Source organism: Rhizobium sp. NRK18 (assembly GCF_024385575.1).
GTDB lineage: Bacteria > Pseudomonadota > Alphaproteobacteria > Rhizobiales > Rhizobiaceae > JANFMV01.
In genome coordinates this window covers 3,512,432-3,525,912 of the sequence record NZ_JANFMV010000001.1, presented here as the reverse complement: position 1 = coordinate 3,525,912, position 13,481 = coordinate 3,512,432, and the positions used below count along the sequence as shown (strand labels likewise).

Here is a 13,481-nt window from a genome sequence, read left to right as displayed (position 1 = left end):
TTTTCATGCGTTGATGGTGTCGAGGATCGCCGTGCGCAGGTCGTCGAGACCGCGGAACTTTTCCGAAGAGGTGGCGACGATGCCCGGGAAGGCGGCAGGGCGCTTCCGAATCTTGGCTTCCGCTTCCGCGATGACGCGCGGCACGCCGGCGTCCTTGATCTTGTCGGTCTTGGTCAGCACGATCTGATAGGAAACCGCTGCCTTGTCGAGAAGCGACAGGACCTCTTCGTCGTTCTTCTTGATGCCGTGGCGGGCATCGATCAGCACATAGACGCGCTTCAGCGTGGCGCGGCCGCGCAGATAGTCGAAGACGAGCTTCGTCCAGGCGTCCACCTGTTCCTTCGGCGCCTGCGCATAGCCGTAGCCCGGCATGTCGACGAGCGCCATCGGCGGCAGGTCGCCAGCTTCGCCCGAATAGCCGTCCGGCACGAAATAGTTGAGCTCCTGTGTGCGGCCCGGCGTGTTCGATGTGCGCGCCAGACCCTTCTGGTTGATCAGCGCATTGATCAGCGACGACTTTCCGACATTCGACCGTCCGGCAAACGCGATCTCCGGCGGGCCTTCCGGCGGCAGGAACTTCATGGACGGGACACCGCGGATGAAGATCCACGGGCGCGCGAAAAGAAGCGTGTCCGAAATGGGCGTTTCGCCGGTCATGCGGGTGTCCTGACTGCTGTTGTTGCCGCCTGCTTCCGGGTTTTGCCGCGCAAAGTCAAGTCTCGGCGCCCGCAGAGCCGTCATTCACGGCATTGGCGGCGGGATTGGTCCGGCCGGGATGCGCCGGCCCTTGCGCTGCTCGCGCCATTCGAGCGTCAGGTGAAAGGCGAGGGCAACGATGATCAGTCCGCCGCCGATGAAGGTGTTGCGGCTGGGGATCTCGCCGTGGACGAGCGCGACCCAGAGCGGCGCCAGAACGGTCTCGAGCGTGGCAAGCAGGGTTGTGAGGGCGGGCGCAAGGCGACGGGCGCCGGTGACGAAGAACGCCATGCCGAGCGCCAGGTTGAAGCAGCCGAAGATGGCGATCAGCCCGTATTCCCGTGCGGGGATGAGGAAATAGCTTGCCGGGAAGGCGGCAACCGCGGTCGCGGCGATGAGGCCGAAGACAACGGCCGGCATCATGCGGATATGTGGATAACGGCGGGTCATCAGCGCCGACGCGGCAAAGGCCACGGCGATGATGAAGGCGGCGGCAAGCCCGATCACCGATCCCGGTCCGGAAAGCGAATCCCAGACCATCAGCGTGACGCCGACAATGACGATGGCGATGGCGCCCCACGTGGTTGCGGAAATGCGCTGGCGGAATATCAGCCAGCTGAACAGCGCCGTCATCAGCGGCACGGTGGCGAGGAACAGCACGACCTTGGCGACCGTGGTGTAGTGCAGGGCGACGACGTAGCCGATTGCCGTGACCCCGAGGCAAAGCCCTGTCACTGCTCCGGGAATGCCCATGTTGCGGAACAGACGGACGGTGCCACGCGGCCCGTCGCGCAGGAGGAGGAAGGCCAGAAGGAAGAGCGCCGCGAACAGGGAGCGCCAGAAGACGATCGTCCAGACGTCCTCGACATGGATGAAGCGCGAGACGGTGCCGGCGAAGCTCCATGCGACGGCGGCGCTGATGATGAGGACGATGCCGGTCGCCTGTTCGTTATCCGGCGTCGCGCCGGCGCCGGTCTGGATGGATTCTGTTGTCATGTGGCCTCCCCGATGGCGCGACTATGCGCCAATTAGAGGGAAGTTTCGAGGCCGGCAAGCGACGTCCGCATGTCGCGGAACGCGACCACAAAAAAGAAGCCCCGGATCAGGTCCGGGGCTTCGTTTCGTTGTCTTATTCGGCGGGTTTCGGCTTGCGCCGGAACAGCGTCTTGAGATTGTCGAACAGTTCGACCTTCACGCCGTGGCGGCGCATGATGATCGACTGCTGGATGATCGAGAGCGTGTTGTTCCAGGCCCAGTAGATGACGAGACCGGCCGGGAAGCTGCCGAGCATGAAGGTGAACACGACCGGCATCCAGGTGAAGATCATCTTCTGCGCCGGATCCGGAGGCGTCGGGTTCATGCGCATCTGCAGGAACATGGTGATGCCCATGATGATCGGCCATATGCCGAGATGCAGCGCGGTCGGTGCCTCGAACGGCAGAAGGCCGAAGAGGTTGACGAAGGACGTCGGATCGGGAGCCGAAAGGTCGCGGATCCAGCCGAAGAACGGCGCATGACGCATCTCGATTGTGACGTAGATCACCTTGTAGAGGGAGAAGAAGACCGGGATCTGCAGGAGAACCGGCCAGCAGCCGGCCACCGGGTTGATCTTCTCTTCCTTGTAGAGCTGCATCGTCGCCTGCTGCAGGCCCATGCGGTCGTCGCCGAACTTCTTCTTCAGCTCTTCCATCTTCGGCTGCATGCGCTTCATGTTGGCCATGGAGGCGTACTGCTTGGAGGCGAGCGGGAAGAACAGCGCCTTGACGACGATGGTCGTCATCAGGATGGCGACGCCGAAATTGCCGAAGAACTTGTAGAAGAAGTCCATGACGGCGAACATCGGCTTGGTGATGAAGTAGAACCAGCCCCAGTCGATCAGCTTGTCGAACTTGGTGATGTGCATGTTGTCGGCGTAGGAGTTAACGACAGGCACTTCCTTGGCGCCGGCAAACACCATGTTGATGACTTGGGTCGACTGGCCGGGGGCGATGGTGACGCCGTCATCCTTGTAGTCGGCCTGGAAGCGCGGCTTGCCGTCGGTGAAATGCGAGAAGCGGGAATCGAACGCGATGGTCTGCGGCGGCACGATGGCGGTCGCCCAGTACTTGTCGGTGATGCCGATCCAGCCGCCGGTCGCCTTCGGATTGACGTAGTTTTCCTTCTCGATGGCGCTGTACTTTTCCTCGACAAGGCTGCCATCGGTGCCGATGACGCCGAGGAAGCCCTCGTGCAGGACGTAGGTGGAGCGGTCGTCGGGCTTGTTGTTGCGGGTGATGCGGCCGTAGCCGGCGATCGAGACAGGTGCCGAGCCGGCATTCTCGATCTTGTCCTTCACCGTGAACATGTAATGGTCGTCGACCGAAATGGTGCGGACGAACGTGATGCCGGCATCATTCGTGTAGGTGAGTTCGACGGGCGTGGTGGGGGTGAGCTTGTCGCCCTTGGAAAGCGTCCATTCGGTGGTCGGGCCGGGCATCTTGCCGGCGGCGCTGTCGGCGATGTAGCCGAGTTCGGCGAAATAGCCGTCCTTGGTGTTGGCGGGGCTGAGCAGCGTGATGATCGGGCTGCTCTTGTCGACCGTCTCGTGGTAGCCCTTCAGCTCCAGGTCGTCGAGGCGGGCGCCGACGAGATTGATGGAGCCTTTGAGGTCGGGCGTGTCGATCGCGACGCGGGGAGCCGCGGTTAGTGCCGCTTCGCGGCTGATCTTTTCCGTCCCGGCTGCGCCCGCGGGCAGGGCACCGGCGACCGGCTTGTCGGCGCCGGCAACAGCCGGGGCGGCATCGCTGGAGGCGGTGGTCTTCTGCTGTTCGGCAATCTTGGCCTGCTGGGCTTCCTGCGCGGCGCGCTGGGCTTCAAGCCGCGGGTTCATGTAGAAAATCTGCCAGACGGCGATGATCGCCACCGACAGCACGATTGCCAACAGATAGTTGCGGTTTTTTTCCATCAGTCTTTCCCGGAGCGTGGCCCCTTGGTCCGTTTTTCCCCCGGCTTGCCACCGATGCGCGTTCGCAGGTGGTCGGCCAGCTCAATAAAGGGCGCGGAAAGCGCTTCCCGCCGCGCGACAATCACATAGTCGTGCCCGGGCTCCATTGCAAACCGTGCAGAAAGTCGCACGGCTTCCTTCAGGCGCCGCCGCATGCGGTTTCGCTCCACGGCGTTGCCGTGCTTCTTGGTCACGGTGAAGCCGACGCGCGGCTCACCTTCATCCTTGCGGTCCAGCACCTCGAGCAGGACATATCTGCCCCTGCGCTTCTCTCCGTTGCGAACAGCAAGAAACTGCGGCCGGCTTTTCAGCCGCCCGACAGTCATATCTTTCGTCTCAGACGTCATCGCCCGCTTGTTTCCGGGCACATCGGCTTTATGCCGAAAGGCGCTTGCGGCCGCGGTTGCGACGTGCGCCGAGAACCAGACGACCACCCTTGGTGGCCATGCGGGCACGGAATCCGTGGCGGCGCTTGCGGACAAGCTTGGACGGTTGGTAGGTACGCTTCACCATGTTATTTAATTACCGCGGAGTGCGGCCCTTCTTTGTGCTTTGCAATGTGCAAGGAGCGTTTGGTTTTTATTCGTACGGCAAAGCCCCGCCAAAAAGCGGCAAAAGGCCTCCGAACGTGGGCGCCTTATATGGACAGGTTTTCCGGAAGTCAATCGCCAAGCCGGCCGGAAACGGCCCGAAAGCCTTCATTTCCGGCATTTGAGGCCCGGTTTTCCGATTCCGGCGACGGCCATTCCCGTCTCTTCAAAAGAGCGATCACACATATGTATGCGAAACGCGAGAAGAAGTCATTGGCCTCTCCTGGGCCTTGGGGTTAGCGTGCCGGCATGAACGAATCCGACATTCCCCCAGGCACGTCCAACGAAACGCTGCCGCCTCTGCCCGTGGCCAGACGCCGCTCGCCGGCCCGATTCGGCCCCCTGCTGGTCATCATCGTCTGCCTTGCCGCTTTCTATCTGAGCGGAGCCTATCGCTATGCAAGTTTCAGCGAGCTTGCGGCCTACCGCGGCGACCTGAAGGCGCAGGTCGCCGCGCATCCGATTGCCTTTGCCGGGCTTTATTTCCTGGTCTATGCGACGCTCGTGGCCGTCTCCTTCCCGTCGGCCGCGATCCTGACGGTGCTCGCCGGTTTCCTGTTCGGCCTCACCATCGCCGTGCCGCTCGCCGTGCTGGCGGCCACCACGGGCGCCAGTCTCCTGTTCCTCGCTGCCCGCTATGCCTTCGGGGACGTGCTGCGACAGAGGGCCGGCCCCGCCGTCCGCCAGATGGCCGACGGCATAAGGCGCGACGCCTTCGCCTATCTGCTGGTTTTGCGCCTTGCGCCGATCTTTCCGTTCTTCGCCGTCACCATAGCGCCGGCCTTTCTCGACATCAGCCTCAAGACCTTCGCACTGGCGACGCTGATCGGCATCATCCCCGGCACGGCCATCTATGCCTGGCTCGGCACGGGTCTCGACGACGTGCTAGCCAAGGCCGCGGCCAGCGGCCACGCGCCGTCCCTGTCCGACTTCCTGACCCCGCAGATCACCCTGGCGCTTGCCGGTCTGGCGATATTTGCCGCCATACCGATTGTATTGCATCGCATAAAAGGTGAGAAAACGGCCTGAGCGATGGTGCTGATGGATTGGAGAGAGTGCGAGGCATGGCGGCACACATGAAGACGGATGTCTGCGTGATCGGGGCAGGGGCTGGCGGGTTGTCGGTGGCCGTGGCCGCAGCCGCATTCGGCGTGTCGGTGGTGCTCGTCGAGAAGGGCAAGATGGGCGGCGATTGCCTCAATTACGGCTGCGTTCCCTCCAAGGCGCTGCTTGCCGCGGCCCGCAAGGCGGCAACCGTGCGCGACGGCGGCTTCGGTATTGCCGGAGCCGAGCCCGTCGTCGATTACGGCAAGGTCCGCGAGCATGTCCGCGAGACGATCGCGGCCATTGCGCCGAACGATTCCATCGAGCGGATGACCGCGCTCGGCATTACCGTCATCCGCGGCGAGGCGAAGTTCGTCGACCGCCGGACATTGCAGGTGGGTACCCAGACATTGCGCGCCCGCCGCTTCGTCATCGCCACCGGATCGACGCCCTTCGTGCCGTCGATTTCGGGCATCTTTTCGGTTAATTTCCTCACCAACGAGACACTTCTCAATCTCTCCTATCTGCCGGCGCATCTGCTGGTGATCGGCGGCGGACCGGTCGGGGTCGAAATGGCCCAGGCCTACCGTCGTTTGGGCTCCGCCGTCACGCTCGTCGACAGCGGCAGCATTCTTGGCCGGGAGGATCCGGAGCTTTCGGCCGTCGTCCGCGACCGCCTCAAGGCCGAAGGCATCGTCCTTCACGAGGCGACCTCGGCGACCGGCGTCGAGAAGGTGCCGGGTGGCGTCAGGCTCTCCTGCATGGCAGCGGCGGGCGCATTCACAGTCGAGGGCAGCAACCTGCTGGTGGCCGCCGGCCGCACGCCGTCGCTGCAATCGCTAGACCTTCGGGCGGCCGGTGTCAGAACCGAGCGCGGCAAGGTCCGCAAATCCGCCGGATATCGCACGTCCAACCGGCGCATCTATGTCGTCGGCGATGCCGCGGGCGGCCAGCAGTTTACCCACGCCGCCGGCCATCATGCCGAAATGGTCGTCCGCCAGATCCTTTTCCGGCTGCCCGCCAGGGTGCGCGATACCATCATCCCGCGCGTCACCTTCACCGATCCGGAACTGGCGCATGTCGGCCTTGGTGAGGAAGAGGCGGCGAAGCGCTACGGCCAGATCCGTGTGCTGAGATGGCCCTTCAGCGACAATGACAGGGCGCAGGCGGAAGGGAGGACGGAGGGGCTGATCAAGGTTGTCGCCAGGCGCGACGGCACGATTCTCGGCGCCTCGATTGTCGGCGCGGAAGCCGGCGAGATGATCAACATGTGGTCGCTGGCGCTGGCCAGGGGATTGAAGCTCCGGGACATGGCCTCCTTCGTCTCTCCCTACCCGACATTCTCCGAGATTGGAAAACGGGCCGCCATGACCTATTATCAGCCGCTGACGCGCCAGCCGTTGATCCGGCGCATTGTGCGCCTGCTGGCGCGGTTCGGCTGAGAGCGAGATGAGCGAAACCACACCCCAGACGCCCGTGCCGCGCATGCCGGGCCTGATGACGGGACTGTCCGGCAAGCTTCTGTTGCTGACGGTCGTCTTCGTCATGCTGGCCGAAATCCTGATCTTCGTTCCATCGGTCGCCAACATGCGGCTGAACTGGCTGCGCGACCGGCTGAACACGGCGGCCGCCGCCGGCGTGGTGATCGACAGCCTGCAGCCGGTGACATTGCCACGCTCCGTTCAGGACGAGGCGCTGATGGCCACCGGCACCAAGGCGATCGTGCTGCGCAAGGACGGCGTCTCGAACCTGCTGGCGATCTCCGACATGCCGCCGAATGTCGACAAGCAGTACGACCTCTCCGATGTGTCGGCCTTTACCGCGATTCGCGACGCGCTCGACACGCTGGTCTTCGGGGGCGGGCGGATCATCCGCGCGTCCGGCCCGATCGGCGACAGTTCGATGATCATCGAGCTCATCCTCGAGGAGGACACGCTGCGCTCGGCGATGTTCGTCTATGCGCGCAACGTCCTGTTCCTGTCGGTGCTGATCTCGCTGATCACCGCCACGCTGATCTTCTTCGCCATCAATCGCATCATGATCCGGCCGATCCGCCGGCTGACGCGCAGCATGCAGATCTTCTCCGAGAACCCGGAGGATCCCAATCGCATCCTGCCGGCCGACCGCGGCCATGACGAGCTGGCGCTCGCCGCCCACCACCTTTCGCAGATGGAAGCGCAGCTGCAGCGCACGCTCAAGCAGCAGCGCAATCTCGCCGACCTCGGCCTTGCCGTCTCCAAGATCAATCATGACATGCGCAACATTCTCGCCTCCGCCCAGCTGATGTCGGACCGCCTGGCCGATGTCGACGATCCGATGGTCAGAAGCTTCGCCCAGAAGCTCCTGCGCAGCCTCGACCGGGCGGTCGGCTATTCCAATTCGGTGCTCTCCTTCGGCAAGGCGTCGGAAGCGGCCCCCAACCGCAAGCGCTTTCATCTGGCGGGACTGGTTCAGGAAATCCGCGAGACGCTGGCGATCGACCCGGCGAGCGGTATCGAGTTCGTCGAGCAGATCGATCCCGGGCTGGAGGTCGACGCCGACAGCGACCAGCTCTACCGCGTCCTCTCCAATCTCAGCCGCAATGCCTATCAGGCGCTTGCCGGCTACCGGGGCGAAGACGACGGCATGCTGGTCAAGGTCATCACCGTTTCGGCCAAGCGGATGGGCAGCGTCGTGACGATCTCGGTGGACGACACCGGCCCCGGCCTGCCGCAGAAGGCGCGCGAGAACCTGTTCATGGCCTTCCGCGGCTCGGCCCGCTCCGGCGGCACGGGGCTCGGGCTGACGATCGCGCGCGAGCTGGTGCTTGCCCATGGCGGCACCATCGCGCTTGTGGAAAAGCCGGGCGCCGGCACGCTGTTTCGGATCGAAATTCCCGACCGCCCCGTTTCCATCGAGGATTACCGGGCCCGCACGGCGGGCGACGCGGCGATCTCGCGTACTGGCGGCGAGCCTTCCACGACCCCCTGACCAACTTTTTCTCAAAATTGCTCTTGCATTCCCAAACCGGACGTTTTAGAGGATCGCCACGCAGCCGGTCACCGGCACTGCAACACGCACCCGTAGCTCAGCTGGATAGAGCACCAGACTACGAATCTGGGGGTCAGGAGTTCGAATCTCTTCGGGTGCGCCATTTCCCTCTTCATTGAAATGTCTGAAGTATTGGCGTTTTGACGACTGATTGTCGTTGTCTTGCGTCAACCACCAGCGCTGGCGATCTCCTCCAGCCGCTGAACCAGTCTCTCCCCCGCTTCTCCCACATCCCCGCTGTTGTCGATGACGAAGGTCGGGAAGTCGGCGAGCGTTGTGACGGGCTGGCGGGCGAGGCGTTGGCGGATGTCTTCGCCCGATTCGCGGCCGCGGGCGGCGAGGCGGGTGGCGAGCACGTCGACGGAGGCGGTGATCATGATGACGTCCAGCGCCTGATAGACCTCGCGGAAGAGCGGCAGGGCGGAGCGCGAGCCGTTGGCGATCAGAATACGGCCGGCGGCCATGTCGGCGAGCGTGTCGGCGGGAAGCCCGTAGGACAGTCCGTGGGCGTTCCAGGCAAGCGCGAAGCCGCCGTCCTGCTTCTGCCGTTCGAAGGCCTGCTCCGAGAGCTCTATGTGGTCCTCGCCGCCGGCCTCGGTCGGGCGGGTGATGAAACGACGAACGAATCGGAAGCGTTCGTTGCCGGCAAGGCGCGTGCGGGCGTATGAGATCAGCGTGTCCTTGCCGGCGCCGCTCGGGCCGACGATGGCGACCATTTTGCCGGCCGAGGCGCGCATCAGGCGATCCGCTCGCCGCTTCGCCACACGCCGCGCACGATCGGCACGCCGTCGGCAACGCGCACGCGCACGAGATCGGCGCGCAGGCCCTCGGCAATGCGGCCGCGATCGGCAAGCCCCACCGCGCGCGCCGGCGTGGCGGTGACCATGGCGATCGCCTCAGGCAGTCTGACGCCGGCGACCTGTTCGGCCAGCACGAAGGGGGCATGGATCAGGCTGTAGGGGACGTAATCAGACGAGATGACGTCGAGCGTTCCCCGCGCCGCGAGATCGCGGGCGGCAATGTTGCCGGAATGGGACTTGCCGCGCACGATGTTCGGCGCGCCCATGAGAACGCTCAGGCCCGCCTTGTGCGAGGCATCGGCGGCAGCGAGGCTGGTCGGGAATTCGGCAAGCCGCACCCCGAGCGCGATGGCTTCGTCGACATGAGCCTGCGTCGCGTCGTCATGCGAGGCGAGCGTGATGCCGCGCCCGCGGGCGGCCTCTGCGATCGTGGTGCGGTGCCGGTCGGAATAGGTGGCGGATGCGGCCTGCCGGCGCGCGACATAGGCATCGAACTCCTCGTCCGAGAGGCCACGCATCGTCTTATAATAGAGTGTGAACTGTTCCATCGTCTGGAACTGGCGCTGGCCCGGGGCATGGTCCATCAGCGAGGCCAGCCGCACGATGTCGACATCGCCGAAGGTCTCGAACTGGTCGATGACGTCGTGCGAGGAGACCTCGCAGCGCAGGTGGATGAAATGGTCGGCCTTCAGCCGTCCGTCGGCGCGTGCGCTCATCAGGGCGCCGGCCATGTCGCGCATGGCATTGTCGGCAAAGCGGCCGTCCTCGTCCGAGCCGAGGCGGAGACAGTCGAAGACGGTGGTGATGCCGCAACTGGCGATCTGCCCGTCATAGGACTGGATGGCGGCGAGCTTCGGCCAGTGGACGGCGGGGCGGGGCGTGTGGTGCGTTTCCAGATGATCGGTATGCAGCTCGACGAGACCGGGAATGAGATAGTCGCCGTCAAGGTTCTCGCCGGCGGCCGAGCGACCCTCGTCGATCGCGACGATGTGTCCGTCGCGGATGACGACGGTGCCGGAGAGGATACGGTCCTCCAGCACGATACGGCCATTGGTAAATACGCTTTCCGCCGTCATCTCAGGCAGTCCTCCCATTGTCTGCAGTGTGGAGTTCGGCCAGCCGCAGCACCTTGAAGGGCGCGCCGCGCTGGGGCTCGGCAAAAAGGGCGAGATGCCCGACCTGCATCGGCTGGCCGGCAAAGGGCGCGAAGGTGGCGTCGAGCATCTGCCGCACGGCCGGCCGCTCGGCTTCCGGCACCGCACCGGTCAGCGTCATGTGAAAGCGGAACGCGTCGAAGACGTAGGGATAGCCCCAGTCGGCGAGATAGGTCCGCTGGAGCTCGTTCAGCCGTTCCGGGCGGCGTCGGGCGATATCGGCCTCGGAGAGCGGCGCGCGCAGCGGCTCGAAGGCCTTGACGCAGGCGTCCGCCAATCCGGAAATGCCGTCTTCGGCCCCATCGGCGGGGACGAGTGCGAAGAACGGCCCGAGCGCGCCGACGACCATCTTCGGAATGGTGAAGGCCGGATAATCGCGCGCGAACGCATCGAAGGCTGAGACGAGGTCGGCCTCGCTGCTGCCGGCCTTCAGATGAAAGGGCGCCTTCAGCGTGCCGTGAAAGCCGTAGCGGCGAGGCTCGGCGGTCAGGGCGGCAAGATCGAGGTTCGGGGCCCGCGGCTGGTCGAGGGGGGCGCCGGTGAAGGCGTCGCGGCCGAGCCAGGCGGCGGCAGCCTTCGTCAGCGGATCGTCTGCCGGCGGCGTGAAGAACACGGCATAGCGCAAGGGTCCGCTCCTCTTCTGTCAGGGGAATGCAATCAGGGCTGGCGAATCTGTCTCCAGCATATAGCCGTGCATCGGGCATTCAATATGACGGCGGCTCAAAATGCGGCCTGAAGAGCGGGGCCGGAAAAGGAAAGGCCCGCGAACCTTGTCAGGTCGCGGGCCATCGTATCGGTATCGGGGATGATCGGTTCGATCAGTCCTTGGCGCGCTCCACGTAGGAGCCGTCTTCCGTCAGCACGACGATGCGCGTGCCGGCGGTGATGTGCGGCGGAACGCTGGAGCGAACGCCGTTCGACAGCATGGCGGGCTTGTAGGACGAAGACGCCGTCTGGCCCTTGACGACCGGCTCGGTTTCCACGACTTCGAGCGTGACATGGCGCGGCAGGTCGATGGCAATCGCGTTGCCTTCATGGATCGAGAGCATGACTTCCATGCTTTCCTGCAGGTAGGCCTGGGCATCGCCAATCGTTTCCGGATCCATGACGACCTGGTCATAGGTTTCCGGGTTCATGAAGTGAACGCCTTCGCCGTCGGCATAGAGATAGGTGAACTTTGCGTCCTCGACATGGGCGCGCTCGACCTGTTCGGTCGTCTTCCAGCGCTCGGAAACCTTGGTGCCGTCGGAGATGCGGCGCATGTCCACCTGGGTCACCGGCGTGCCCTTGCCGGGGTGAAAATTCTGTGCAGTGAGAACGACATAGAGCCTGCCGTCGACGTCCACCACATTGCCCTTGCGGAGCGAAGAGGCGATAACCTTTGCCATGAGTCTTCCTTGTTTCTGCTGCAAATGAGTCGTAGAGGGGAGCTAATTGCCAACCCGTTTACGCCCTGTTCGAGTTATTTTTCTGGGGCGCACCTAAACCAAAACAGGGAAAATAGCCAGCCTCTGGCGGCTGTATGAAGAAGAAACATCGCGAATGACACTTGTAAATACGAAGACCTCCGCCTGGTGGACGGCCGACGTCCACGCGGATCGACGTCCTTTCCTGATGGCTCGCAACGCAATTCAGACCGCGCTGCGCGGTTATTTCGCCACAAGGGACTTCCTGGAGGTGGATACCTCGATCCTGCAGGTGTCGCCGGGTAACGAGGCGCATCTGCACGCATTCTCGACCGAGGCCGTTTCCATCGACGGCCAGAGCCGGCCGTTCTACCTGCACACCTCGCCCGAATTTGCGATGAAGAAGCTGCTCGCCGCCGGCGAGACGCGCATCTTCACCTTTGCGCACGCCTTCCGCAACCGCGAGCACGGGCCGATGCACCATCCCGAGTTCACCATGCTCGAATGGTATCGCACGGGCGAGAGCTACGAGCGGCTGATGGAGGATTGCGCCGCGATCCTCGCGCGCGCCTCGGAAAAGGCGAAGGCGAACCAGTTCAACTGGCGCGGCGTCGGCTGCGATCCGTTCCTGTCGCCGGAACGTTTGAGCGTTGCCGAGGCCTTTGACCGGTATGTCGGCATCGACCTCCTCGCCACGCTCTCGCCGGAAGGTCTGACGGACCGCGAAGGCTTTGCCGACGAGGCACGCGCCGCCGGCATCAGGGTGGCCGAAGACGACAGCTGGTCGGACATTTTCAGCCGCGTGCTGGTCGAGCGCATCGAGCCCAATCTCGGCCATGGCCGTCCGACCATTCTCGACCAGTATCCGGTCTCGGAGGCCGCACTGGCACGGCGCTCGCCGCAGGACCATCGCGTTGCCGAACGCTTCGAGCTCTACGTCTGCGGAGTCGAGCTGGCGAACGGCTTCGGCGAGCTGACGGACGCAAGCGAGCAGCGCGCCCGGTTTGAGGAAGAGATGCGCATCAAGCGCCGGGTCTATGGCGAGAGCTATCCGATCGACGAGGACTTCCTCAATGCGGTATCGGCGATGCCGGAATCGGCGGGCATTGCGCTCGGTTTCGAGCGTCTCGTCATGCTGGCCGCCGGCGCATCGCGCATCGATCAGGTGATCTGGGCTCCGGTCGCCATGCCGCAGGTCGAGGCGCAGCAGACGGACCGCATCGAACCCCAGCCGATCCTGCCGAGGCCCGCTGCACCTGCCGTTGCCCCGGCAGCTCCGTCCCCCGCGATAGCTCCGGTCGAAGCGGAGGCGCAACCCGCAGCGACAGCCGATTTCGTCGCGCTGATCTCGGCGGCTGTCGCCGGCGTCTCGATGAGCGGTGATCTCGCGCAGCAGCCGGATGAAACCGCTCAACAAGACGAGGCGGCCTCCGGCGAGGATGAGGCGGTCGCCGAGCCTCTTCTGGCGGAAGCGGCCGAAGACACGGATGCGCCTGCGTCGGAAGACGCCGAAGCCTTCGTCTTCGATGCATTGTCCGATATGACCGCGCTCTCTGAAGCCGAGGTCGATGAGACGGATGAACATCGTGGCACGATGATGGATCTTTCCGATCTCGAGCCCGAAGACGTCATCCAGCCCGACATGGATCCGCCAGTGGCGGATGAGGCCGAGATGCTGGACGCGGCAGATCAGGCCGAGGACGAGCCGAGCGAGGAGGAGATCGACGCGGATGTCGACCTCTCCGATGCCATGGAGGCCGAAATTCTGGCCGCGCTCG

General features: G+C 64.3%; 12 protein-coding genes, 1 tRNA gene and 1 pseudogene. 5 read left to right on the top strand and 9 right to left on the bottom strand.

Annotated features, from left to right (window positions below):
* Positions 1 to 3: 3 nt before the first annotated feature.
* The 5 genes from yihA to rpmH form a co-directional block, all read right to left on the bottom strand.
* Entirely contained in the window at positions 4 to 657 is a 654-nt protein-coding gene (yihA, locus tag NN662_RS16695) for a ribosome biogenesis GTP-binding protein YihA/YsxC (RefSeq protein WP_261931350.1), read from the bottom strand.
* 84 nt (positions 658 to 741) lie between these two features.
* Positions 742 to 1,692, bottom strand: coding sequence for a DMT family transporter (locus NN662_RS16690; protein WP_261931349.1), 951 nt, complete (start codon positions 1,690 to 1,692; stop codon positions 742 to 744).
* A gap of 133 nt (positions 1,693 to 1,825) precedes the next feature.
* Complete coding sequence (gene yidC / locus NN662_RS16685; protein WP_261931348.1) at positions 1,826 to 3,640, bottom strand: membrane protein insertase YidC; 1,815 nt, start codon at positions 3,638 to 3,640, stop codon at positions 1,826 to 1,828.
* Positions 3,640 to 4,026, bottom strand: coding sequence for a ribonuclease P protein component (gene rnpA / locus NN662_RS16680; protein ID WP_261931347.1), 387 nt, complete (start codon positions 4,024 to 4,026; stop codon positions 3,640 to 3,642). Before rnpA ends, yidC begins: the two co-directional genes overlap by 1 nt.
* Before the next feature lie 28 nt (positions 4,027 to 4,054).
* Positions 4,055 to 4,189: a 50S ribosomal protein L34 gene (gene rpmH / locus NN662_RS16675; RefSeq protein ID WP_261932001.1), complete on the bottom strand. Its 135-nt coding sequence runs from the start codon at positions 4,187 to 4,189 to the stop codon at positions 4,055 to 4,057.
* Between the two features lie 329 nt (positions 4,190 to 4,518).
* On the opposite strand from rpmH, the gene NN662_RS16670 reads away from it, so the two are divergent.
* From NN662_RS16670 to NN662_RS16655, 4 genes are all read left to right on the top strand, one after another.
* Positions 4,519 to 5,298, top strand: coding sequence for a TVP38/TMEM64 family protein (locus tag NN662_RS16670; protein WP_261931346.1), 780 nt, complete (start codon positions 4,519 to 4,521; stop codon positions 5,296 to 5,298).
* A 35-nt stretch (positions 5,299 to 5,333) separates the two neighbouring features.
* The gene (locus tag NN662_RS16665; RefSeq protein ID WP_261931345.1) at positions 5,334 to 6,755 is read left to right on the top strand and encodes a dihydrolipoyl dehydrogenase family protein; all 1,422 of its coding nucleotides are present in this window, start codon (positions 5,334 to 5,336) and stop codon (positions 6,753 to 6,755) included.
* A gap of 7 nt (positions 6,756 to 6,762) precedes the next feature.
* Complete coding sequence (locus tag NN662_RS16660; RefSeq protein ID WP_261931344.1) at positions 6,763 to 8,283, top strand: sensor histidine kinase; 1,521 nt, start codon at positions 6,763 to 6,765, stop codon at positions 8,281 to 8,283.
* An 86-nt stretch (positions 8,284 to 8,369) separates the two neighbouring features.
* Positions 8,370 to 8,446 (top strand) — tRNA-Arg (locus NN662_RS16655).
* A 64-nt stretch (positions 8,447 to 8,510) separates the two neighbouring features.
* On the opposite strand, the gene phnN is transcribed toward NN662_RS16655, so the two are convergent.
* From phnN to efp, 4 genes are all read right to left on the bottom strand, one after another.
* Positions 8,511 to 9,080, bottom strand: a complete 570-nt coding sequence (gene phnN, locus NN662_RS16650; RefSeq protein WP_261931343.1) for a phosphonate metabolism protein/1,5-bisphosphokinase (PRPP-forming) PhnN — start codon at positions 9,078 to 9,080, stop codon at positions 8,511 to 8,513.
* Positions 9,080 to 10,219, bottom strand: coding sequence for an alpha-D-ribose 1-methylphosphonate 5-triphosphate diphosphatase (locus NN662_RS16645; RefSeq protein WP_261931342.1), 1,140 nt, complete (start codon positions 10,217 to 10,219; stop codon positions 9,080 to 9,082). The genes phnN and NN662_RS16645 overlap by 1 nt, the downstream gene beginning before the upstream one ends.
* Position 10,220: 1 nt before the next feature.
* Positions 10,221 to 10,922, bottom strand: a complete 702-nt coding sequence (locus NN662_RS16640) for a DUF1045 domain-containing protein (RefSeq protein WP_261931341.1) — start codon at positions 10,920 to 10,922, stop codon at positions 10,221 to 10,223.
* 193 nt (positions 10,923 to 11,115) lie between these two features.
* Positions 11,116 to 11,685 (bottom strand): elongation factor P, encoded by a 570-nt coding sequence (efp, locus tag NN662_RS16635; RefSeq protein ID WP_261931340.1) that lies wholly within the window; start codon positions 11,683 to 11,685, stop codon positions 11,116 to 11,118.
* A 154-nt stretch (positions 11,686 to 11,839) separates the two neighbouring features.
* On the opposite strand from efp, the pseudogene epmA reads away from it, so the two are divergent.
* Positions 11,840 to 12,889: pseudogene (gene epmA / locus NN662_RS16630) on the top strand (EF-P lysine aminoacylase EpmA); the annotation flags it as partial.
* Positions 12,890 to 13,481 lie beyond the last annotated feature (592 nt).